At 48.0% G+C, this 20,766-nt stretch carries 30 protein-coding genes; 28 read left to right on the forward strand and 2 right to left on the reverse strand.

Annotation, left to right across the window (positions count from 1 at the left end; all coding sequences use genetic code 11):
* Positions 1-70 precede the first annotated feature (70 nt).
* The 5 genes from NYE50_RS04710 (at position 71) to NYE50_RS04730 (ending at position 4,128) form a co-directional block, all read left to right on the forward strand.
* Positions 71-850, forward strand: coding sequence for a DNA replication protein (locus NYE50_RS04710; RefSeq protein ID WP_340763332.1), 780 nt, complete (start codon positions 71-73; stop codon positions 848-850).
* Entirely contained in the window at positions 847-1,356 is a 510-nt protein-coding gene (locus NYE50_RS04715; protein WP_340763334.1) for a hypothetical protein, read from the forward strand. The genes NYE50_RS04710 and NYE50_RS04715 overlap by 4 nt, the downstream gene beginning before the upstream one ends.
* Positions 1,353-1,607: a hypothetical protein gene (locus NYE50_RS04720; protein ID WP_340763336.1), complete on the forward strand. Its 255-nt coding sequence runs from the start codon at positions 1,353-1,355 to the stop codon at positions 1,605-1,607. The genes NYE50_RS04715 and NYE50_RS04720 overlap by 4 nt, the downstream gene beginning before the upstream one ends.
* Entirely contained in the window at positions 1,604-2,998 is a 1,395-nt protein-coding gene (locus NYE50_RS04725) for a DnaB-like helicase C-terminal domain-containing protein (RefSeq protein ID WP_340763338.1), read from the forward strand. Before NYE50_RS04720 ends, NYE50_RS04725 begins: the two co-directional genes overlap by 4 nt.
* A gap of 134 nt (positions 2,999-3,132) precedes the next feature.
* A complete protein-coding gene (locus NYE50_RS04730) occupies positions 3,133-4,128 on the forward strand; it encodes a toprim domain-containing protein (RefSeq protein ID WP_340763340.1) in 996 nt (331 codons plus the stop codon).
* 16 nt (positions 4,129-4,144) lie between these two features.
* Here the strand turns inward: NYE50_RS04730 and NYE50_RS04735 are convergent, their stop codons facing one another.
* Both NYE50_RS04735 and NYE50_RS04740 read right to left on the reverse strand, forming a co-directional pair.
* A complete protein-coding gene (locus NYE50_RS04735) occupies positions 4,145-4,390 on the reverse strand; it encodes a helix-turn-helix transcriptional regulator (protein ID WP_340763342.1) in 246 nt (81 codons plus the stop codon).
* Positions 4,391-4,443: 53 nt separating this feature from the next.
* Positions 4,444-4,653, reverse strand: coding sequence for a helix-turn-helix domain-containing protein (locus NYE50_RS04740; RefSeq protein ID WP_029974735.1), 210 nt, complete (start codon positions 4,651-4,653; stop codon positions 4,444-4,446).
* Positions 4,654-4,766: 113 nt separating this feature from the next.
* Here NYE50_RS04740 and NYE50_RS04745 point away from each other — a divergent pair, with 113 nt between their 5' ends.
* From NYE50_RS04745 to NYE50_RS04855, 23 genes are all read left to right on the forward strand, one after another.
* Complete coding sequence (locus NYE50_RS04745) at positions 4,767-5,993, forward strand: AimR family lysis-lysogeny pheromone receptor (RefSeq protein WP_340763343.1); 1,227 nt, start codon at positions 4,767-4,769, stop codon at positions 5,991-5,993.
* Between the two features lie 258 nt (positions 5,994-6,251).
* On the forward strand, positions 6,252-6,887 hold the full coding sequence (locus NYE50_RS04750; RefSeq protein ID WP_206584125.1) for an RNA polymerase sigma factor: 636 nt from the start codon (positions 6,252-6,254) through the stop codon (positions 6,885-6,887).
* A 302-nt stretch (positions 6,888-7,189) separates the two neighbouring features.
* Positions 7,190-7,708 carry a hypothetical protein gene (locus NYE50_RS04755; RefSeq protein ID WP_326229181.1) on the forward strand — a complete coding sequence of 173 codons (519 nt, stop codon included), beginning with the start codon at positions 7,190-7,192 and terminating at the stop codon, positions 7,706-7,708.
* A 237-nt stretch (positions 7,709-7,945) separates the two neighbouring features.
* Positions 7,946-8,728, forward strand: coding sequence for a hypothetical protein (locus NYE50_RS04760; protein WP_340763348.1), 783 nt, complete (start codon positions 7,946-7,948; stop codon positions 8,726-8,728).
* Positions 8,729-8,760: 32 nt separating this feature from the next.
* Positions 8,761-9,195 (forward strand): hypothetical protein, encoded by a 435-nt coding sequence (locus NYE50_RS04765; RefSeq protein ID WP_340763350.1) that lies wholly within the window; start codon positions 8,761-8,763, stop codon positions 9,193-9,195.
* The gene (locus NYE50_RS04770) at positions 9,195-9,446 is read left to right on the forward strand and encodes a DUF7296 family protein (protein WP_340763351.1); all 252 of its coding nucleotides are present in this window, start codon (positions 9,195-9,197) and stop codon (positions 9,444-9,446) included. The genes NYE50_RS04765 and NYE50_RS04770 overlap by 1 nt, the downstream gene beginning before the upstream one ends.
* Positions 9,447-10,724 (forward strand): hypothetical protein, encoded by a 1,278-nt coding sequence (locus tag NYE50_RS04775; protein ID WP_340763353.1) that lies wholly within the window; start codon positions 9,447-9,449, stop codon positions 10,722-10,724. It begins immediately after the preceding gene.
* Positions 10,714-10,893, forward strand: coding sequence for a hypothetical protein (locus tag NYE50_RS04780; RefSeq protein WP_340763355.1), 180 nt, complete (start codon positions 10,714-10,716; stop codon positions 10,891-10,893). The genes NYE50_RS04775 and NYE50_RS04780 overlap by 11 nt, the downstream gene beginning before the upstream one ends.
* Positions 10,890-11,045 carry a hypothetical protein gene (locus NYE50_RS04785; RefSeq protein ID WP_164965947.1) on the forward strand — a complete coding sequence of 52 codons (156 nt, stop codon included), beginning with the start codon at positions 10,890-10,892 and terminating at the stop codon, positions 11,043-11,045. Before NYE50_RS04780 ends, NYE50_RS04785 begins: the two co-directional genes overlap by 4 nt.
* A gap of 35 nt (positions 11,046-11,080) precedes the next feature.
* Positions 11,081-13,366, forward strand: coding sequence for a DNA polymerase (locus NYE50_RS04790; protein WP_340763358.1), 2,286 nt, complete (start codon positions 11,081-11,083; stop codon positions 13,364-13,366).
* Between the two features lies 1 nt (position 13,367).
* Entirely contained in the window at positions 13,368-14,072 is a 705-nt protein-coding gene (locus NYE50_RS04795) for a 3'-5' exonuclease (RefSeq protein ID WP_340763360.1), read from the forward strand.
* Positions 14,073-15,131 (forward strand): hypothetical protein, encoded by a 1,059-nt coding sequence (locus NYE50_RS04800; protein WP_340763361.1) that lies wholly within the window; start codon positions 14,073-14,075, stop codon positions 15,129-15,131.
* Between the two features lie 280 nt (positions 15,132-15,411).
* On the forward strand, positions 15,412-15,945 hold the full coding sequence (locus NYE50_RS04805; RefSeq protein WP_104678822.1) for a crossover junction endodeoxyribonuclease RuvC: 534 nt from the start codon (positions 15,412-15,414) through the stop codon (positions 15,943-15,945).
* A complete protein-coding gene (locus NYE50_RS04810) occupies positions 15,946-16,143 on the forward strand; it encodes a hypothetical protein (RefSeq protein WP_106503116.1) in 198 nt (65 codons plus the stop codon).
* Complete coding sequence (locus NYE50_RS04815) at positions 16,144-16,395, forward strand: hypothetical protein (protein WP_025851622.1); 252 nt, start codon at positions 16,144-16,146, stop codon at positions 16,393-16,395. It abuts the gene before it with no gap.
* Positions 16,395-16,757, forward strand: coding sequence for a hypothetical protein (locus NYE50_RS04820; RefSeq protein WP_340763368.1), 363 nt, complete (start codon positions 16,395-16,397; stop codon positions 16,755-16,757). Before NYE50_RS04815 ends, NYE50_RS04820 begins: the two co-directional genes overlap by 1 nt.
* A 4-nt stretch (positions 16,758-16,761) precedes the next feature.
* The gene (locus NYE50_RS04825) at positions 16,762-17,001 is read left to right on the forward strand and encodes a hypothetical protein (RefSeq protein WP_224988391.1); all 240 of its coding nucleotides are present in this window, start codon (positions 16,762-16,764) and stop codon (positions 16,999-17,001) included.
* Positions 16,998-17,183 carry a hypothetical protein gene (locus tag NYE50_RS04830; protein WP_169510343.1) on the forward strand — a complete coding sequence of 62 codons (186 nt, stop codon included), beginning with the start codon at positions 16,998-17,000 and terminating at the stop codon, positions 17,181-17,183. The genes NYE50_RS04825 and NYE50_RS04830 overlap by 4 nt, the downstream gene beginning before the upstream one ends.
* Before the next feature lie 5 nt (positions 17,184-17,188).
* Positions 17,189-17,383, forward strand: coding sequence for a hypothetical protein (locus NYE50_RS04835; protein WP_224988392.1), 195 nt, complete (start codon positions 17,189-17,191; stop codon positions 17,381-17,383).
* Complete coding sequence (gene nrdI / locus NYE50_RS04840; protein WP_224988394.1) at positions 17,377-17,730, forward strand: class Ib ribonucleoside-diphosphate reductase assembly flavoprotein NrdI; 354 nt, start codon at positions 17,377-17,379, stop codon at positions 17,728-17,730. The genes NYE50_RS04835 and nrdI overlap by 7 nt, the downstream gene beginning before the upstream one ends.
* Positions 17,723-18,496, forward strand: a complete 774-nt coding sequence (locus NYE50_RS04845; protein ID WP_340763371.1) for a DNA-methyltransferase — start codon at positions 17,723-17,725, stop codon at positions 18,494-18,496. Before nrdI ends, NYE50_RS04845 begins: the two co-directional genes overlap by 8 nt.
* The gene (gene nrdE, locus NYE50_RS04850) at positions 18,493-20,592 is read left to right on the forward strand and encodes a class 1b ribonucleoside-diphosphate reductase subunit alpha (RefSeq protein WP_340763372.1); all 2,100 of its coding nucleotides are present in this window, start codon (positions 18,493-18,495) and stop codon (positions 20,590-20,592) included. Before NYE50_RS04845 ends, nrdE begins: the two co-directional genes overlap by 4 nt.
* Before the next feature lie 20 nt (positions 20,593-20,612).
* The gene (locus NYE50_RS04855) at positions 20,613-20,753 is read left to right on the forward strand and encodes a hypothetical protein (RefSeq protein WP_164463368.1); all 141 of its coding nucleotides are present in this window, start codon (positions 20,613-20,615) and stop codon (positions 20,751-20,753) included.
* The last annotated feature ends 13 nt before the right edge of the window (positions 20,754-20,766 follow it).

Genomic DNA, 20,766 nt, shown 5'->3' on the forward strand with positions numbered 1-20,766 from the left:
GATAAGAGGATGCGCACGAAGCATGAAAGGACGATAAGAAAACGAATTGATCGAAAGGAGGTCCGCGAATATGACTAACGAAAACAATTGCGTACTTGCTAACGGATGCCTGGGGGCAGGTACGGCGGCTTGTACGAAACACTGTACGGCTTTCATTCAGATGCACGGCGTAAGCGGAAACGGAGGACGTTCGGCGGCGGCAGGGCTTCCGCGTGAGTACCGGCTCGTGACGCTACAGAATTCGCCGGCACGCGGTGACCAACCGGAGGCTTATAAAGCGGCTTATGCTTACGCGTCTACATTTAATCGTCAATTCGATCAATCCGGTTCGGTAGCGGCAGAGGACCGCATCAAGTCGCTGTACCTCGTAAGCGAATCGCCCGGCACCGGTAAGACGACAACGGCCGCCGCACTTCTTAACGAGTGGCTGCGCGTCCACTATAGCGGCTCCCTGCGGCGCGGCCTCGAACCGTTGCAGCGGCCGGCCTATTTCCTCGACGTAAACGCGTGGCAGAACGACTATAACGAATTCAACCGTCCGCGTGTTCCGGATTCAGTCGCAGAGCCGGCGGCGGCCCGGTACTATCGCGCATTAGAAGCGGCTAAGACGACGCCATTTGCGGTGCTGGACGATATAGGGGTACGCGATGCAACGGACGGCTTCCGCGGCGATTTACACAGCGTAATTAACGCAAGGATAACGAATCAGCTACCGACGGTATACACGAGCAACATCGCGCTCGATCAGCTTTGGCAAGTATTCGGTGAGCGACGTCTGGCTGATCGGGTTGGCGACCTATGCCGCGAGATTGAATTCGTAGGTGAATCGAAAAGGGGGATGCGTAGATGAAAACGGAATTCACCTTCGGAGATATCGTTTCGGTGTCCGGGTACGAAAATCGGATCTTCTACGTCGATGCTTGGCGTGAAGTAAAGGAAACCGATGAGTGGGGCGTAAGTGAATACGTCGAGTTCGAGCTGACCGACGCTATTAACGGTGAATTCCTCGACGCGTTCGAAACGGATCTGCGGCTGGTCTGCCGGAAACAGTTTGCGGAAGATTACCTCTTAACGTACGACATGACGAATTATCCGGAGCCTACGGGCGCGGCGTTTCACTTTACGGATGATTATTCTTTCGGAATAGGTTACGCGAAAAAGGAGGCGGTTGGGATGGCGAAAGGGCCGAAGGAAACATCGAAGAGGGAACAGGAGGCCGGGTCGAAACGGAAGACTGACGAGCTACTGGACGAATACAACGATAACATGCGCCTATATGAGACGTTTGGGGATGCGGAATATAAAACGAAGGCTGACGCTGTGATGGCGAAATTGAGACGGGAGGTGAGCGAATGAATGCGAAGGAAGCTTCCGAGAAAGCGTCTGATGTGCGGGCTATAATCAACCGAGAAACTCGGACAGCGATTTATAAAACAATAAATCGTTTATCCGGAATGGGGCGGTACCAATGTTATAAAAACACCTCGCATCTTTATAAAGATGAAGTAAAGACCCTCATAAAAGAATTGCGAGCTTTAGGCTATAAAGTACGCCGAGACTCTTTTAACACAATTTATATTCGATGGGAAAGGAAGGATCGCGTATGAACTACGGAACTTTACTAATATCGAAAGCCATCGAAGCGAACGATCCGAATGCCCTGCTGCGATTCAATGTTTCAGAAGCCGACTTCCAAACGCAGGGCGAACGCAAGGCCTTCCGGTATGTAATGGACTACGCGGAGAAGTACCGAGGCCAAGCGCCGACGGCCGAGATGGTTGCGAATGAGGTGCCGGACTTCCAACCGGAGTTTAATATCGAAGCCAGTTACGATTACCTTGCGAAAAACCTCAAGGATCGGGCGGCCGAGCGCGAATTTATCGAGCTGATGAACGGCCGTATTGATCCGGAAACCAATCGCCAAGTTCAGGCGCCGCAGCTCGAAAAACGATTTATTGAAGCGCAAAAAAGCGGTGATATGGGAAAATTCTTCGAGTGGTTGACGGGGCAGGCCGAAAGTCTTAAAATGAGAACAAACGTTCGAAACTCGGTTGGTACGGATATCAAACGAGACATTGACAAGTTTAAAACGGAATATGAAAACCGTAAGGCGGGCGAGTCCTTTCGGATCTGGCGCAGCAAATTCGACTTTGTCAATAAGGCGATGGGCGGCTACGTTTCATCGAACGTGTACGTGATCTACGGAAAATCGGGGCGCGGTAAATCGGCCATAGCGTTAGAGGAAGTCATTAACTGCGCGATGCAGGGGGCGAACGTTTTGATATGGTCGATGGAAATGGGTTGGTACGAAGTACTGGTGCGCCTCTACGTATCGATTTCCGGAACCATGGGAGTAACGACCGCGACTCTTGACGGCGTCGATATGGAAGCCGGATTCAATTCGAGAGACATTCGACAAGGTAAACTATCCGACGAATTCGAGGCGGGCTTTATGGAATTCCTAGATCGGCTCAACGAAATCCTTCCGGGTAATATTACGGTGAGAGCCGTCGACGATGAAGACTTCGGTTCTCGTACATTGCGCGATCTAAAATCGGACATTATCGAAACGAAAGCCGACGTCGTTCTCGTAGATCCATTTTATTACCTCGACTACGAAGCCAATACGTCAAAGACGGCGGGCGGGGATGCGGCTAATACTTCGCAAAAACTGCGCCGTCTGGCCGGGCATACGAAAACGACGATCTTTGCGCTCACACAGGCGGATGAGGATGACGAGAAAGAAGCGGAAGACGGAGCGCGCGAGCTTAAGCTGCCGCAGCGTAAGGACGTCAAGAAAACGAAAGCCCTGCTCGAAGATGCTGCGTTATTGATTGCGGTCGATACGAACGCGAAAGAAGGACGCGGCTTGATCGGATTGAATAAAGGGCGTGACGGCGGCGAAGGAGAAGTCGCAGAGATTATCTATCTGCCGCAAATCGGCGTAGTGAAACAGCCGGAAACGGGCGCCGGAGCTGCGGACGTGTTCGAGTTTTAGATCGGATGGAATTTACCGGATGATATTGTCAACAATTACATCTAAATTTTTGAATATTTTCGACAAATTGCGACTGCAAGTTTCGTAACAATGTCGTAATATAATTTACAAGTCTCGAAAGGAAGTGTCTCGAATTGCCGATATTAACTTTGAATGGACGTTTTGTGGACGTCGACATTCGGTATGAGCTCGAACAATTCGACTGGACTCGGCCGACGTGGGGCGAAGAACGCCTGCTGGCCGCCAGTCCTTTCAGATACGATCGGACCCCGAGCTTTTACGTTTACCTCGAAGACACAGCATCGGCAAAAGCCGGCTATTGGGGCGACTCAGGCGCCTATGATGAAGAGTTTTCACGGGGCGGGTTCGTTAAACTGCTCGCTTTCCTGCGCGGCGAAACCGAAGACGACGCAATCGATTACTTATTGGAAACGTATGCACCGGCGACTGAAGGCGGCCGCATGATGCTTCGACTCCCGAAATTAAAGGCCGTCACGAAGCCGGAACCTTTAGCGGAATCGGTCCTCGACGGCACAAAGCCGGGGCCTAACGCTTACCTGACGGGCCGAGGCATCGCACCCGCGGTACAAGAAGAGGTCGGCGTATCGCTTGTCGGAAATGCAGTCGCGATTCCTTGGCGGCTTCCTAACGGGCGGCTGGCTAACGTTAAGTATAGGGCAACGAAGGGGAAGGCGTTCTGGTACGTAAAAGGCGGCATGCCTATCCGGTATTTAGTTTACGGAATGGATCTCGTATATGCGCAGCGGCTTAAAAGCGCGGTGTTATGCGAGGCCGAAATCGATGCTATGGCGTGGCGTTCCGCGGGCATACCGGCGATCGGAACCGGCGGCAGCACATTTAATTTACAGAAGGCGGACATAATTGCGCAGTCACCTATCGAATATTTAACGGTGGTTACAGATAACGACAAAGCTGGCGAAAAATTACGGCGGGAGATTGAGCGTTATTTGATCGGAAAGGTGCGGCTTGCGCACGGTTATATTACGGAGGTGAAAGACGCTGATGAACTACTTATAAAGCGCGGTACAGAAGCGTTGCGAGACGTGTATGATCGTGCGGAGGTCGTGAGAAATACTTTACGTTTAGGTTCGGGAATTCCCGTACTTTAGGTCGGCGGAGGTTGTATTAACCCTCCGTGTTGCTGTCGGATACCTCATTCCATTCGTACAGATCTTCGGGCGCACAGCCGAGCATCATCGCGATATTGTAGGTTCGTTCGATGCTCGGCAGATTCCGAAGGCTGACGTAATCGGACATGTGCGTTTTTGATACTCCGACCATTGCTGCGAGTTGACTGAGACTAATTCCGCGTTTTTTGCATAGTTCGGGTATCCGACACTTGCCGACCTTAAACGTAATAAACACCTCCATTCGTAAAGGTGTCCGTAATATTTTATCTTAATTAAGTATTAATTTCCATTAGATCATTCTTTAACAATTCTAATGACTTTTTCAACCGGAACGTCAAGGAATAAACAAATTTTTTCCAAAGTGCCTATGTACATTTTTAAATTCGCTTGCATGTGGTTTTCTTTAATACTGGTCTGGGTGCGTGAGCTTATGACCTGTCTGAGATCGCTCAGGTTCATTTCTTTTTCTTCTAAGGTTTTGAACAATGGGGAAAAATCGACCATTTTAAAAATCCTCCTAAATAAATGTTTACACGTCTAAACATTTTTATTATACTTCAATTATACTTAACGAATAGATAAAAGTCATTCATTAATTCAAATAGGGGTGAAATTACATGGATTCCGTTCGGGATTTTTTGTTTAATAGTATAGAAGACAGGGATGACATTACAGACGATGATCTTGCTCGACATTTGAAAGTAGGAGGGAAACAGGTTAGAAACCTGAGGAACGGTGATCGCGAATTGACTTTTAGAAGTTTGCTTATTCTTACACAATTAGTTGATGGCAGCAATTACCCTGAACACATCTCCAATTGGTATGATTTACTAGATAGCGACGATTGTATCCGTAATTTATTTGAATACGCGGCTATTACAAGAAATATAGAACTGCTGGATAGGCATATAAAAAAATATCAAGATGAAAAGAAATCCACTGTAGAGAAATACATCAAGGTTTACACATTCATCCGCGATTATATGAAAGGAGATATTAGCTTCTATGAGATCGATGATGAGATCGGTAAACTCACAACTCTTAAAAACCCCAAACTTAAGCTTCTAATTGAAATATATGAGTGTATTTCTTTACTACAAAGACGAGAATTTTCCTATGTGCTCGCAAAGGCTTCTGAAATTGAGAAGCGTATCCGAAAGATGAGCGAGAAAACTCAATTATTCGAAAAGGAATGTTATCTGTACAGAGTTTCAGAGGTGTTAGCATTTACCCATCTATTTATGAATAATTTAGATGAAGCAAGGCACTATTCACACATCTTACTAAATGCTAAAATTAACAAAAGAGTCGACTCTGACGCTCTTTATATTCTGGGAATGACTAATTTACTGCATGATGAAGAACTATGCCTCCACTACTTACAGCGCAGTTTATCCGTAGCGAAAGAAACAGGGATAGCTAGATTAGAGGGGTATGCATACTACAATTACAATTTCGCGAAAATTCTGATGTCCCGCAGCATCGATGACAACGCGCCTAGACCACTTCTTGCTGTTCAAAAATTTCGTAATAATGAGATTAGTCAGGATAAAGCTCAAGAAGTAATTTTAGAAATGGGCGATCCTGATCTGACTACATATTTCGAATCGTGTTGTGGAAAAGAAAAAAGACACAAAAAGTTTTGCGAGTTGGTGTCCACTTCTAATCTTTTCTTCGCAGTTATTATTGTAAGGGATATGATTCAGTCCGGGGAGAACAGCGACTTTGTCAAGACCCTTACAGAAAACCTAAAAACTGTAGAAAAGGGAGATGTTGTTTTTGAAGAAGATTTTATTTGTTGCTTTAATGTGTGTAGCTTTGGTGTCAGGAGTGCTTGCGCTTAATGCTAATGAGGGCAGCAAGGAGGTAGCAATAAACGCAATAGGGGGATAATTATTTCTAAGGGCCTGTATCAAACAGGCCTCTTTTTATGTTTACATGTTTGAACATATCTGTAAATTTACAATCTTGTTCCTTTTCAAATAACTTCAAAATATATGTGCTAATATATGGTCATGGAAGAAAATAATAAAAAAAATCTTTCCTGAATGTGTCCATCTTGATATGTGCATTCGCAGTTAATATTGAAAGGGGAAATCACATTGCAAAATAATGAAAACTTAATAATCTTGATTGATGATTTTCGAGAAAAAGGAGATCAAAACTCGTTCAATGAGGTTTTTGAATTCTTCCGGCCGCTAGTTCGGAATCTCGCTAGAAAATACGGTCGAGGATGTCCGATCTTGTTCGATGAAATTGTAAGCGAGTTGAACGAGAAGGTATGGCGGATCGTTGAAAAGTTCGATAAGACCCGATCGAGAGAAGTGGTTGGTCATTTTAAGCTCCATCTTTCGCGAGCAGCAATCGATGTAACGCGAATGAAAAATGGGACTTATGCAAAGAAACGGGTACTGTTAGATGCTTCGGCGGAAGAGAATGCTGCAACATTCGAATCTGATTCCGACGATCTAATGGAGGATCACGTAATTGCGATGGTTGATGGAGAAATAAAAACGGACCAAGATAAGCTGCAACTTATCAAGGCCCTAACGGAAAATTCCTGCTCGCTAACGACTGCAATCGTTAAGGAGCATCTTGCAAGCGAACGACCTACATACGCTTCGATAGGCAGTAAGGTAGGCGTCCATTACAAAAAAGTAGAACGTGTAATCAAAGGCTTAGCGAAAAATTTCGACGCTTCTCACCACGGCGAACTTAACGCTTTTCTATCTGTGTAACACACGCTATACGCAGCTAGGCCCGAAGGACTTTCGCTACGTCCTCATTGTATTGCATATTGTCAACGAATTCAAGCGAACAATTATGCGAACAAGTCCTCGGTCTAGTGCGATTATCCTTAAAATAACGGAGGCTAACGTACTATGCATACATCGAATTTACCCGCATTTAACGAATCTCAAACGCTTTTAGCGCTAGATGAACGCAAACTCACCGATTTCATTTACCAAGGCGCATGGCCACACGATGAAGACCCGGCCGACTATCTCCCGGCTACTCCGATTAAGGCGGTGCGCGTCGGATGATTACCGCCGGTCAGGTCAAGTTTTCGCACCACGCACGCAAACGCCTGAAGGAACGTTACAATATTACGAATTTACACGTAGCGCGTAATTGGATTGCGCAGAAGCTTCAGCACGCAAAGTATCTCGGAATCACCGTAGATTCTAACGGCAAGGAAGCGCGAATGTACGGCGGAAAAGGAGTCGTTATACTCTTCGCGCTGAATAGCGATTATGTACTGACCGTTCATCCTCCCGAAAAGAATACGGCGATCCGATTTATCAACGAAGCGTATAACACGATGAAACAAAGCGTAGAGGCTGCGGTTCAGAATAACGAAAATTATGCCGCGGAACTTCACGAAGAAATAGCGCATCTGACGGCCGAGCTTAAACGAACGCGATCAAAAGCGAAGAAGATGGCGTACCAGGCGCGAATCAATGCGGTTCAGATGCGTATTGACGAATTGCCCGCCGAATCCTTCGAATTAAAACGCAGGCTTACAAAAGCGGCGAAAGGAGTTGCGGCGTATGTCTGATCTTTCGTGGGTGGGACCGATTGCCGCCGTCATCATCGGATTAATACTTTTCGGCATGTGGACGCAAATTGGCGAAGACGACGCATCATAGGCGCGTCGCGTCCTCGGAGAATGTCGGGGCGGCCGTTAGGTAATCCGTGTCGCGTCGCTACTGCCAAGCGCTGGCGGCGTTTCGGGCGCAGACACCGGCATTTTGCGAGGGCGAAAAGCCTTAATAAAAACGTAGGGGGAAAACGAATGACACAATTTCAAAAAGGCGCAGAGGCATTAAACGCACTTAAAGCAGGTAGAAGCGAAGGTGGGAATGCTACTAAAATTGATTTCGCTAAATTCGGGATCGGAACGACGTATAAGGTGCGTGTCCTCGGAACTCAAGATATGATGCGTTATTTTGGATACGGTATCTACAAAAAAGTTAATACTTTCGTTGCTCAAAATCCGTCCACACGAAACGATAAAGGGTTTGTAGTAAGCGATCATACACCTTGGGATTTAGCCGAAAAATATCATCGCGATCTTCAGTTCGCTGCAAAAGACGCTAACAACGAAAAAGAGGAAAAAGCTCAGCGTGAAGAGGCGAATAAATATCGCGGAGAGGAACGTTTCGCTATGGGATTCGTTGACTTGGCGACAGGAAAAGAAATCGTAGTGGACTTAACGCGAAACCAAGCGCTGGATGTATACGCAACAATTACGAAATATGAAAAGAAACTTGGCAAACTTGCTTTTGAATTAGCGAAAACGAACGCGACAGGACAAAACAAAGATACTAAAGCATCGTTAACTCCTCTGATTGACTTTGACGAAGATCTTAACGAAAAGGAACGCGAGAACTTCGCCAAGTTTGACGGCAAGGAATTTAATCATTCATTATTCGACGGACTGTTGTTTGAAGCGGACGAAAAAACGCAGATCGAAAACCTAGTCGCGGCTGGTTTTGATATCAACTTAATCGGAAAGTCACTCGGCGGCAGCGCGACAGACTCTAACGAACCGAAATCCGAAGAACTACCGTTTTAATCGCGACTATTAGACGAAAAGGAGGCGCTCATATGGCGCATAAAGCAGAAGATACCGGCAAATATTCGGAACTGATCGCTCGTGCTGCGCTGCTGGCTAGCGGCTGGCAGGCGGTCAGTACGTCCGAGACGGAAGAGGCGTTCGATATTAGCGCAAAAGATCCGTTGAGTGGCGAATGGAAAACGTTTCAGGTGAAGACGATTTATGATCGGAAGAAGCGCGGTAGCCTTATCGTTCAGGCGCGGAAAAGCGACCGGACACCGTATAGGCTCGATGAAGTCGATTACTTTATCGGCGTGCTGATCGGCCGCGGTTCGGTGCCTACCGTGTGGATGTTCGAGAATCGCGAGCTTACCGAGTATTGGGGGCCGCAGTCGAAGGAAGGCAAGCGATGGGTACGGATGGATTTGAACTTTCGGCGCGAAGACGTAGAGCTTACGGAAATGAACGAATCGGAGGCGGTCTGATGGCGTGGTTTAAATACAGCGATATGAGCACGGGCGGCTATGAGAAAAGTGATTACGGGACTATTTTCGTTGAGGCACACGACGAGTACGAAGCTAACGATATCTTTGAAAGCGAGCTTGACCTCGATCCTTACGGCGTTGCTTGCGATTGTTGCGGTAATGATTTTTGGATATCAGAGGTCGAAGCTGACTACGTTGTGGGTTACGCGCAAAGAGAAGACGTTCTTGTAATTAAAAAGGAGGCGGTATAAATGGCGAAATTAAACGGCGTTAAGACACTCGATATGGTGGACGGTAAAATTACGAAGGTTGCGTATGGCGGTGCGGTTTACGAACGTGTGGAGGGGAGCGCTGGCGAATTCGGGAGTATCGGCGATCTGGTGCTTAATGGACGCATTCACTGCGACTTAACTGTAGGCGCGTTTTACGAAATAGTAATCCACGAGGACTACGGATGGAAAACAGTTCGAAATGATATCGGGGATAGTCACAGCGGCGTATTCCGTCATTCAGGGAGCGTACTCTTCCGCAAAGTATCCGCCAGCACCGGTCCGTCCTTAGAAGAACGCGTCAGCAGCGCGGAAGGCGAAATCGAAACGTTAAAATCCGACGTGGCCGCACTGAAGGGTGAGGCGGAATATAAGCGAATTGACAAAAGCGAAGCGAAGGATGGTGATTATGTTAAGTTCGATGAGGCTCCTAGACATTATCTAACCGCGGGCAAGTATTACGAAATTGATTACGTTGATTCGCACGGAGGTCCTCGGATCACTGACGATGATGGAGACGACTTTGATACGTACGCGCTGCACGATGACGAATTCGAAGTCTACCGCAAAGTAAGCGCCGCAAGCGTAGAAGCTGAGCGCCTGAAGGTCGGTGATTATGCGAAGGTGGTCGGTCAGGCTATTGTCACCGAAAAAGGAGACATCGTTAAAGTGATTAAAGATACGGGCGATCAGGTTCCTTTTATGGTCGAAACTATGGACGGTAAAGACACGGAATGGCGTACAGAAGAGTCACTCGTCCGCGCCACTGACGAAGAAGTTGCCGAAGCTAAAGACGAAGCGGCACGCGCTAAATTTAAAAAAGGCGATAAGGTGCGGTTGAAGTCGGGCGGCGGGGAATACCCTTTAAACGGATTCGAGAACGGTAAGATTTACGAGGTTTCCGATAACAATGTCGTCCATCTGAGGGGTAAAAGCATTCGACTCGAAGGCGGCGACTGCTTAGGGGGCTTCGGATTCGCAACGCCAGATCAGCTCGAAATTTTATCCGAAGAGGAAGCCGCCGAGATCGAGCGCAAGCAAGCCGAAGGAGCGAAGTGGGCGAAGATCGGACGTAAGGTTGGCGAGTATAAGAGAGGCGATGTTGTTCGCTACGACTACGGAGATAATGAGATTTGCGAAGTTGTGGACGATACCGAAGAAGGTCGCGTAGGAGTTCAGACGAAGGATTACGGAGTTTGCAGAGAAAAACCGGATAACCTTCGCCTCATCACGCCAGTCGAGGCGCGCTTTGACCGCTAAAGCCGCCGCCATCTGCGCCGCATGTAACGCTAACCTTTACGAAGGGCGATCCGCAATTTACGATTCGCTCTTCGAGGTTTATGCGTGCGATCCGTCTTGCTGGTCGGAATGGTATGCGGCGAACGAAGCGGATTATAAACGAAAATGGGCGGAGGCGGTCGATTTATGAGGACGAAAGTAGATCGAGTATTGTCGTACACATTCGGCGCTTATTTCGTAGGGATGGGCGTACTCGCCGGAACTAACAATGAATGGATAGGCGTAATTTCATTCGGAATTCTAGCGTTACTGAACGGAATTACGAACTATCAGGCGGAATAAGCACGCAATTACTTCGCGAGGAAGGAGGACGACGGATGGAAGGCTTACGGTTAAATATGAACGCGCTGAAGCCGGCGGCACCGAAATCAGACGCAGTAGAGGCGACGGCCAAGCGGAAGGCGAAAGCCAAGACCGCCGAGCCGATCGAGGAAAGCTGGCGCAAGATATTCGCGATGAAGCTATCGGATGCTGACCGTAAACGGCTCACCGAAGTCAAGGCGGCCATGGATGCGGGCAAGCTGGCGCGCGATCCGGCTGACTGCGTTAATAAGGCCGGCAATCCTAAAGCGTTCAGCAAGGCGGAGGCGCTCCGGTTATGGAAGACGCTGCAGGAAGCCCAGCGCGAAGAAACATTGCGCCAGATGGTCGAGAATACACCGGATAATTACGAATTAATTACGACTGAGGAACGATTTCAGGCGCTGATCGATGCGTTGGGTAACGAAACAATAATCGCAGTTGATACCGAGACGACGGGCGTAGATGTCTATACGGACGTAATCGTGGGGCTTTCGCTGACGCTGCCAAACGCTGACTGGCACGTTTATATACCGGTGGAGCACGTTGATTGCGAGCAGTTAAGTCGCGAATATGTACTCGAAGGTCTGGCGCCTGTATTTAACGATGAATCAATCGGCAAGGTTTTACACAACGCGATATTCGATATTGCGATGCTTCGGCGGCATGGGTTCGATTTAAAAGGCGTCGCTTGGGACACGATGACCGCGATGCACCTTCTTAACGAAAACGAGAGTGATAGGACACTAGGCGGAGCCGGTTCGTTTAAGCTCAAAGACTTAGCGCCTAAATATTTAAAAACACCGGCAGACACTTTCGATGCTTTGTTCGGCAGGAATGCGCAATTTAAAGAAGTTCCGTTAGATATAGCGCTAGTTTACGCTGCGAAGGATACCGAATTAACGTGGAAGATGTACGAATTTCAGCGTTATCACATGTCGAAAATACCGACGATTTTTGACTATTATCAAACCGTTGAAGTTCCGTTACTGCACGTAATCGTCGCTTTAGAAGCTAACGGATATATTCTCGACTTGGATTTCGCGAAAGAATACGGAGAAAAGCTGCATAAGCGTGCGGAAGAGTTGCGCAAGGAATTAGTCGCGGAATTGACGCCGTTCCATGCAGGAGACGAACCAATAAATCTGAACTCGACCCATCAGATGCGACCCGCACTTTCGAAGGCAATCGGCAAGGATCTCCCGAATATGGACGCTAAGAAAACGCTCAAGCCGTTGAAAGATGACTACGATATTATTGCGAAACTCCTAGAGTACAAGAATATCGTTAAACTGAGCGGAACGTATATCGATACGCTGCCGACGAAGCAGAATCCGACAACTGAGCGTTGGCATTCGCGATTCAATCCGATGGGAACCGTGACGGGCCGATTCAGCTCCGGAAAGGACGAAGAGGATAAAACGCAGCAAGGGTTTAACGTGCAGAATCAGCCACCGGAAGCACGTCCGATGTTCGGTCCTCCTCCCGGAAAGCTACTAGTAGGCGCCGACTTTAAAGCGCAGGAAATCAGGTGTGTGGCGCACCTGTCGGGCGAACCAGTACTGATTAATGCGTTTTTAGAAGAACGCGATCCATACGCAACGATGGCATCGAACTTCTACAAACGACCGTACGAGGAAGTTTATAAGAACGCTGATGGTTCCGACACAAAAGAGCGAAAGAAAATGAAGGTCGCATGGTTAGCTACATTATACGGAATGAGTGATTATTCTCTAGCGGATATGCTAGGCGTAGGTAAGAAAGAGGCGACCGAGTTTAAAGAAGAGTTGTTCGGAAGTATGCCGAAGCTGTCGGCGTGGTTAAAAGAGAACGAAGAATTTGTGCGAAAAAACGGATACGTTTGGGCTGATCTGAATGCACGAAAACGCCGGCTACCAGACGCTAAACTCCCCCGCAAAAACATTCCGTACGGAAAATGGAATGATCCGAAATACGATGACGCAAGGAAACATAATTCACGAATTAATCGCGCTTTGCGTCAGGCGACAAATGCCCGCGTACAGGGCTCGTCGTCTATTCAAACGAAGGTCACGATGATTAAAGCGCATGAATATTGCGCTAACAAACCGGGATGGGCGCTGTGGTCAACGGTGCATGACGAACTCATTTTCGAAGTTCCGGAGGATTTTACGAGGGAAGAAGCGCAAGACATTCGCGATATCATGCTTAATTCTTACCGTTGGGGAGACGTTGTGCCGAACGGTACAGATATCGAAGTTATGCGCAAATGGGGCGAAGGTGTGCCCGTTGAAGAATGGTTTAAAAACAAGGAGGCGGTTTAATATGGCGAAAACTTACGTTGTACTCGACTTAGAAACGACAGGACTCGATTATCAGTCCGAACAAATTACGGAAATCGGTGCGATTAAGATTGACGAAAGATTTAACGAAATTGATCGCTTTCATACGATGGTTGCGCTAGAAGAAGGACGCGATCTGCCGGAATTCATTACGAAACTGACCGGCATCACAGCGGCCGATCTCGAAGGCGCGCCGACTGAAGCCGAAGCGCTTGAAAAGCTGAACGAATTTATTGGCGATTCGATTGTAGTTGCGCAAAATGCTCCGTTCGATCTGTCGTTTATCAGTCGAGGCGGAATCGAGCCTAAACGCTTTTACTGTACGCGAGCTATGGCGCGCTTCGTTGAACCGGAACTATCTGCGAGCCTCAAGCATGTTGCTAAACGCCACGATATCTCGCTTGAAGGACATCATCGAGCGCTTAACGACGTAGAAGCGACGATTAAAGTTTTCCGGATCTATCTACCGCATGTAAGAGAGGAGTTTAACGAGTTCGAAAACATCGTTCAAGACTCCGCAGACCGTCCGTTAAAGTTTAAGCCTAAAAACGCAATTGTACGCAAAGTTCATATGGTTGCGCTGGATAATACGGACTTAATTCGTTTGGTTCGAGCGTTTCCGGAGGATCACGATATGTTTGTCAAGCTAGGCAGTATTATCGGGCGTACGATGAAGGGGCGTGATTAATTGACGAACGCAAACTCACGATCAGCCGCAAACTCCTTACGCGCCCAATTAGCGCCGACGCCCGAACCGACCGGCTATGCGCAGCAGATTGCGGATGAACTCATCGAATATCTAAACGAATGGCACTCGCTTCCGGAAACGTGGGATAACGCACTGGATGCGCAGATCCACCGATGGTACGCAGATGCTCCGAAAGTATTTCCGAAGAAACCGTATTTCTCGCCGTCATCTGCGAATGCCTGCCCGCGTGAACTTTATCATAAGGCGTTGGGCGATCCTAGAGACATAACGCGAAAGCCTCCGTATCAGGGACGTTGGACCCGCATCGGAACGGCAATCGGCGATGTGGTTCAGCGTGATCTGCTCTTTATGGAAAAACATTTCGAAAAGAAAGTCGGCCGGCCCTGTCCGTTCAGTTTCGAGCGCAACGAAGACGGCACGCCGGTGTTCGAGGACTTCGCCAAGCGGAACCATAAGATCGAGCGCGGCGGCAAGACGTTTCATCTCTTCGGAACATGTGACGGCATCATGCGTTATGTCACCGAAGATGGCGAAGTATTGCGCGTGGGACTCGAAATCAAGTCGAAGCAAACGAGCGCAGCCCGTACGTCTTTCTATTCGCTGAAGAAGCCGGATGAAAAGCACGTTAAGCAGTGCGTCGCTTATGCGGAGATGTATGGCGTCGACTTATACGTAATCCTCTACGTAAACGCATCGAAGAAGGCGTGGGAGTACGAAGAAGGCGAATTCGAAAAGTCGCCGGACATCCGGGCGTTCGGCCTCGAAATCGGACGCGAAGACATCGATGTGCTGCTCGATAGATTCGTAGAAATTCAGAATTCGATTGACGACGGCAAACCGATGGCGGTCGACCTTAACGGCTGGACATTCAACGGATACAAAACGGCTATTGCGCAATCGCTTACAGCGGCCGAGCTGGAAGACATTCGCGATAAGGTTTCGCGAGTCAAGCGGTCAAATGTCTTTGATTCTACGAAAAGGCAGTACGCCGGGGCGCTGGAATTTATAGAAAAAGTACGCAAAGGGGAGGCGGTTTGATGTGCCGTTTCAATATTGGAGACATTGTGAAAGCAAAAAATTCTCATAGGGAATTAGGCTATAAGAGAGGAGACCTTATTAGAGTAACGAGAAAAGGGTATTTTTCAGGGGCTTTCATCGGTGAGAATTTAACAGAACCTTCCGCGTATGGAAACTGTCACGTATATATTGGAGACCATTTCCGCGGCAAGAATATCCAAAGAGATAGCGTTGTTAAAGAACCGAAATATAAAGTGTATTTTCTCGGAACCCCTATTTTATCGGTCAGAAAGGAGCTCCGATGACTAGCGCCAAGCCTATCCGCATCCTCGCGTTAGACATATCGACTAATCCCGGATTCGCAGTCCTCGAAGTCAAACGGCTGAAGTCAGGTCCGCGCGTGAATCTCGTACACGTAACGTCTGTCAACACGACGAGCCAGTCGCCGGACAGCCACCGGTATTCCTATATCGAGGCAGCGGCAACGATGGTTCTGCACGAACACGGACCGTTCGACGTTGTTGTCCGGGAGCATTACACGAAAGGGCGCAATAGGCGATCGACCCAAACGGTGTTTGGTGCGTGGGCTGTCATCGACTTAGCGCTTGGTAAATACGGCTATAAGGCGGATGTGGAGATCACGCCGACAACGGTTAAAAAGGACGTAACCGGAAAAGGCAGCGCATCAAAAGACGAAGTAGAGGCGGGAGTAAGGCGGATACTTTCGCTCCCAGCCGACTTTACGTTTCGGACAGATGACGAATCGGATGCGGTGGCGATTGGGCTTTCGTATCTTGTCCGCGATAAGATTATAAAACCGGAGGAGGCGGAGTAAATGGATAAAGGATATTTTTTAATCGCAGGTAAAACGGAGGGGTTTAGTTATGCGGATGCTAAAGTTCTTCGCTGCGGCTCCGAAATCGATGCAGAGAGCCTTATTAACTCACTTAGACACGAGGGCTATTCAATCTTTTACGTCACTAAAACCGTCGATCGAATCGATGATAACGCGACTATCGGGGAGGACGAATAAATGGGCAAATACGAACAATACACGCTAGGTATTTTCGGAGCGATTTCTGAGGTCTTTAACGAAGAATCCGACCACTTTATTGCGGAATTAAAGGACATAGACTTGACGGAATTCTTTACTGCCGCAAATGTGGCGCTTCTCTCTATGTTCAACGAATTTACAGGCGAACAAAAGAATGCGCTGGAATTTACGCATGTACTCAACGGATTGGCTGCGCAGAAGGCGGTCGAGTCCGTAAGGGAGGCGAAATAATGGATCGCATAATAAAGTGTGTAACTATTGCAGTAATTGCGCTGGCTGTGTTTTCTTTCGTGGTAGCGGCGCCGGCATATACGATTGCGTCTTACCATAACGAAAACACTTACGTAATAAAGGTTACAGATAAAGAAACGAAGACCTCCAAAGATTCCTCGAAGTATCTGATTTTCGGAGATGACGATAAAGGTAACGCAAAAGTGTTCGAAAATACCGACGCAATATTTGCACGCAAGTTTAATTCCAGCGATCTGTACGCGGAGATTGAAGTCGGTAAGACGTACGAATTCAAGACGATCGGCTTCCGGATTCCATTTATGTCGAGCTACGAAAACATAATGACGGTAAAGGAGAAGTGATCGGATGTTTAAGCGGAGATTAATCGAAACGCTTTCGTGGATACTTACATGCGCAACGTTCTTTCTACTGATTAGATTTCTGGTATGGGCGATAGCATCTTCCGTAGCAAAAGCGATCTTCGCGATTGCACTCGTATTCGGCCTGCTTCTCGTCGGACTTTACGGAATCATCCGTTTTATCTTATGGCTGATCGTCGAACCTTACCGCGCACATAAACGCGAGAAGGCGAGGGCGGCCGAATGATTTACGGAGCGACTGACGAAGGTTTGCGGAATATGAGACGCTGGCTTAACGAAAAACTTATCGAAAGTGATACCGCCATCAGCTTTCACGACCGGAAACTGATCGAGGAGCGCATCGAGCGCGAACGGGCACAGGCGCGTCTGGACGAAGTTGAGGCGGAGATTGAGAGACGGAAGGGGTAGATCGGATGCATAAACGTGAAGAACTAGAAAATGCGTTATCGGCGTTGGAATTGGAGCTGCGGTCGAGGGAAAGCGATCTCGAAGATTTGCGCGAGGAGATGCAGGACGTTCAGAACGATATTGACGATATCGAAGATCAACTCGCCGATATTGAAGACGAACTTGACTCGCTGGAAGACGAAGAGGATTCCGAATGCTAATCGCTTACTATTCGCTGACCGGTAACGTCCGCCGTTTCGCCGCAAAGACCGGCCTAGCCGCCGTCGAAATTAAGCCGGGACTGATTCTCGCCGAGCCGTTCGTTTGCGTGACCGGTACGTACGGCTTCGGTCAGGTTGCCGGCACGGTGGCCGATTTCCTTGCGGATAACAGCGACTATCTTGCGGGCGTGGCTGCGTCGGGGAACCGCAATTGGGGCGATAATTACGCAAAGGCGGCCGATGTGATTGCGGCGCAGTACGGCGTGCCCGTGGTCGGGCGCTTTGAATTGGCGGGCACGGACGAGGACATACGACAATTTATCGAAAGGGTGAACGCGCTTGGGTAAAGAGATGATCGGAGAACTCGAATTAAATCGGATATATCAGCGCGATTGTATCGAAGGGATGCGGTTGCTGCCGGATAAGTCGATTGATATGATTCTTTGCGATTTACCTTACGGCACAACGCGCAATAAGTGGGATACCGTTATACCCTTCGAGTCGCTGTGGGGGCAGTACGAGAGAGTGATTAAGGGTAATGGAGCTATCGTGTTATTTGCGCAAACCCCATTCGATAAAGTTCTCGGATGCAGTAACCTTAAACTTTTACGTTACGAGTGGATATGGGAAAAGACGCAGGCGACCGGCCATTTAAACGCTAAAAAGATGCCGATGAAATCACATGAAAATATACTCGTATTCTACAAAAAACTGCCGACATATAATCCGCAAAAAACTACCGGGCACGAAAGAAAAGTAAGCCTGGCTGCGCACAAGAATAACTGTAGTAAATCTACAAATTACGGAGAGTACCAGAACACTTCGTATGATAGCACCGAAAGATATCCGAGAAGTGTGCTCGTTTTCCCTACGGATAAGCAAAAGAGCCAATTACATCCGACTCAAAAACCTGTTGATCTGCTGAGGTACTTAATTAGAACGTACACTAACGAGGGCGAAATCATTTTAGATAATTGTATGGGTTCCGGCTCAACCGCAGTCGCAGCGTTAAAAGAGAATAGAAAGTTCGTAGGTTTTGAGATTGAAGAAAATTACGTTCGTATTTCCGAAGAAAGAATATCGCTCGAATTTAAAGAAGGAGGACGCCAATGACGAATAAACACGCAAGTTATATCGAACTTAATAACGAAATTATGCTACAGAAGGACGGCCGATTCCAATTCGAAAAGGATCTCGAAGCCGTCCGCGCTTATTTTATTGACTACGTAAATCAAAACACCGTATTTTTCCACGACCTTCGCGAAAAGCTCGACTATCTACGCGATAACGATTATTACGAAACCGAATTCCTGGACGCCTATACGTTCGAGGAAATCAAGGCGGTCTATAAAGCGGCCTATGCGCACAAATTCCGATTCCCTTCGTTTATGAGCGCGTTCAAATTCTATAACGACTATGCGTTGAAGACGAACGACGGCAAAAAGATTCTCGAACGCTACGAAGACCGGGTCGCTTGCTGTGCGTTATTCTTTGCGGAAGGCGACGCAGCCAAAGCGATCGAGTACGTCGATTTAATGATGCGCCAGGAATATCAGCCGTCAACGCCGACGTTCTTGAATGCGGGCCGTAAACGCCGCGGCGAATTAGTTTCGTGTTTCCTGCTCGAAGTTAACGATTCCCTTAACGATATTAGTCGCGCGATTGATATTTCGATGCAGCTTTCGAAGCTTGGCGGTGGCGTGTCGCTTAATCTATCGAAGCTTAGAGCGAAGGGTGAAGCGATTAAAGACGTAGAGAACGCGACGAAGGGCGTTGTCGGCGTTATGAAGCTACTCGATAATGCGTTCCGTTACGCCGATCAGATGGGTCAACGGCAGGGCTCCGGCGCAGCGTACCTTAACGTATTCCATGCGGACATTAACGATTTCTTGGATACGAAGAAAATCAGCGCAGATGAAGACGTACGCGTCAAAACGTTATCCATCGGCGTTGTCATCCCGGATAAATTCATCGAACTGGCGCGCGAGAATCGTCCGGCATACGTTTTCTATCCGCACACCGTTTACAAAGCGTATGGCCAACACTTAGACGAAATGGATATCGAAGAGATGTACGATAAGCTCGTCGACAATCCGGCGGTCCGTAAAGAAAAGATCAACCCGCGGAAGCTACTCGAAAAGCTCGCCGTGCTGCGGTCCGAATCAGGCTATCCGTACATCATGCTCGAAGGAAACGTTAACGCGGCGCATGCGAATAATCACATATCGAAGGTAAAGTTTTCGAATCTCTGTAGCGAAATACTTCAAGCGTCGCAAGTATCGGAATACGCCGACTATGGCGAACCGGACGAAATCGGTCTCGATATTTCGTGCAACCTCGGATCACTCAACGTTGCAAACGTAATGAAAAATGGCGACTTCGAATCTATCGTCAAGCTATCCGTTGATGCTCTAACGCGAGTCTCGGAAACTTCGAATATCAAGAACGCGCCAGCCGTCGCAAGAGCAAACCGGGAGATGCGTTCGATTGGACTTGGCGCGATGAATCTACACGGCTATCTAGCGCAGAACGGTATCGCTTATGAATCGGAGGAAGCGCGGGATTTCGCTAACGTATTCTTCGCGCTGGTGAATTATTGGTCGCTTGTGCGTTCGATGGAACTAGCGAAAGAAACCGGCAGCACATACGAAGGATTCGAGGGATCAACGTATGCAAGCGGGGAGTATTTCCGCAAATACGTCCAAAAAGATTTTGCGCCTAAAACAGAGAAAGTAGCGAAACTATTCGAAGGTATCGAAATACCGAAATGGACGCAATGGTTATCATTATCGCAGGACATTCGTAAGTACGGACTTTACCATTCGTACAGACTTGCGATTGCGCCGACGGGTTCAATATCGTATGTGCAGTCGGCTACGGCGTCGGTCATGCCGATTATGGAGCGTATCGAGGAGCGTACGTACGGTAATTCGAAGACGTATTATCCAATGCCGGGCTTATCGCCGCAGAATTGGTTTTTCTACAAGGAAGCGTACGACATGGGTATGTTCAAAGTCGTCGATATGATCGCAACGATTCAGCAGCACGTCGACCAAGGTATTTCGTTTACGCTGTTCTTGAAAGATACGATGACGACGCGCGATCTGAACCGGATTGACCTATACGCGCATCATCGTGGAATTAAAACGTTGTATTATGCGCGAACGAAGGATACTGGGCAGGATACGTGCTTAAGCTGCGTAGTTTAAACGAAGAGGAGGGCACGAACATGAGTCAACGACTATCGGACGAAGATTTGTCGAAATTAAGACGGTACGCAAGTCGGTGTTGTGATCTTATGAATTACGCGAATATTCCGCCGGGAATCCTTATCGAGTTGTTGGACGGATATAAAAAGGAGGACGAATAATTGACGAACGTAA

Origin of the sequence: Bacillus sp. EU55, from assembly GCF_038005925.1 — a bacterium.
GTDB lineage: Bacteria > Bacillota > Bacilli > Bacillales > Bacillaceae > Bacillus > Bacillus velezensis.

Coding starts and splice junctions, on each gene's coding strand:
- nrdI (WP_224988394.1), top strand. CDS start 17,377: ATGCTAATCGCTTACTATTCGCTGACCGGTAACGTCCGCCGTTTCGCC.
- nrdE (WP_340763372.1), top strand. CDS start 18,493: ATGACGAATAAACACGCAAGTTATATCGAACTTAATAACGAAATTATG.
- NYE50_RS04745 (WP_340763343.1), top strand. CDS start 4,767: ATGGATTCCGTTCGGGATTTTTTGTTTAATAGTATAGAAGACAGGGAT.
- NYE50_RS04855 (WP_164463368.1), top strand. CDS start 20,613: ATGAGTCAACGACTATCGGACGAAGATTTGTCGAAATTAAGACGGTAC.
- NYE50_RS04830 (WP_169510343.1), top strand. CDS start 16,998: ATGATTTACGGAGCGACTGACGAAGGTTTGCGGAATATGAGACGCTGG.
- NYE50_RS04765 (WP_340763350.1), top strand. CDS start 8,761: ATGGCGCATAAAGCAGAAGATACCGGCAAATATTCGGAACTGATCGCT.
- NYE50_RS04785 (WP_164965947.1), top strand. CDS start 10,890: ATGAGGACGAAAGTAGATCGAGTATTGTCGTACACATTCGGCGCTTAT.
- NYE50_RS04740 (WP_029974735.1), bottom strand. CDS start 4,653: ATGGTCGATTTTTCCCCATTGTTCAAAACCTTAGAAGAAAAAGAAATG.
- NYE50_RS04835 (WP_224988392.1), top strand. CDS start 17,189: ATGCATAAACGTGAAGAACTAGAAAATGCGTTATCGGCGTTGGAATTG.
- NYE50_RS04805 (WP_104678822.1), top strand. CDS start 15,412: ATGACTAGCGCCAAGCCTATCCGCATCCTCGCGTTAGACATATCGACT.
- NYE50_RS04790 (WP_340763358.1), top strand. CDS start 11,081: ATGGAAGGCTTACGGTTAAATATGAACGCGCTGAAGCCGGCGGCACCG.
- NYE50_RS04795 (WP_340763360.1), top strand. CDS start 13,368: ATGGCGAAAACTTACGTTGTACTCGACTTAGAAACGACAGGACTCGAT.
- NYE50_RS04710 (WP_340763332.1), top strand. CDS start 71: ATGACTAACGAAAACAATTGCGTACTTGCTAACGGATGCCTGGGGGCA.
- NYE50_RS04775 (WP_340763353.1), top strand. CDS start 9,447: ATGGCGAAATTAAACGGCGTTAAGACACTCGATATGGTGGACGGTAAA.
- NYE50_RS04715 (WP_340763334.1), top strand. CDS start 847: ATGAAAACGGAATTCACCTTCGGAGATATCGTTTCGGTGTCCGGGTAC.
- NYE50_RS04735 (WP_340763342.1), bottom strand. CDS start 4,390: ATGGAGGTGTTTATTACGTTTAAGGTCGGCAAGTGTCGGATACCCGAA.
- NYE50_RS04810 (WP_106503116.1), top strand. CDS start 15,946: ATGGATAAAGGATATTTTTTAATCGCAGGTAAAACGGAGGGGTTTAGT.
- NYE50_RS04725 (WP_340763338.1), top strand. CDS start 1,604: ATGAACTACGGAACTTTACTAATATCGAAAGCCATCGAAGCGAACGAT.
- NYE50_RS04760 (WP_340763348.1), top strand. CDS start 7,946: ATGACACAATTTCAAAAAGGCGCAGAGGCATTAAACGCACTTAAAGCA.
- NYE50_RS04815 (WP_025851622.1), top strand. CDS start 16,144: ATGGGCAAATACGAACAATACACGCTAGGTATTTTCGGAGCGATTTCT.
- NYE50_RS04770 (WP_340763351.1), top strand. CDS start 9,195: ATGGCGTGGTTTAAATACAGCGATATGAGCACGGGCGGCTATGAGAAA.
- NYE50_RS04720 (WP_340763336.1), top strand. CDS start 1,353: ATGAATGCGAAGGAAGCTTCCGAGAAAGCGTCTGATGTGCGGGCTATA.
- NYE50_RS04825 (WP_224988391.1), top strand. CDS start 16,762: ATGTTTAAGCGGAGATTAATCGAAACGCTTTCGTGGATACTTACATGC.
- NYE50_RS04755 (WP_326229181.1), top strand. CDS start 7,190: ATGATTACCGCCGGTCAGGTCAAGTTTTCGCACCACGCACGCAAACGC.
- NYE50_RS04820 (WP_340763368.1), top strand. CDS start 16,395: ATGGATCGCATAATAAAGTGTGTAACTATTGCAGTAATTGCGCTGGCT.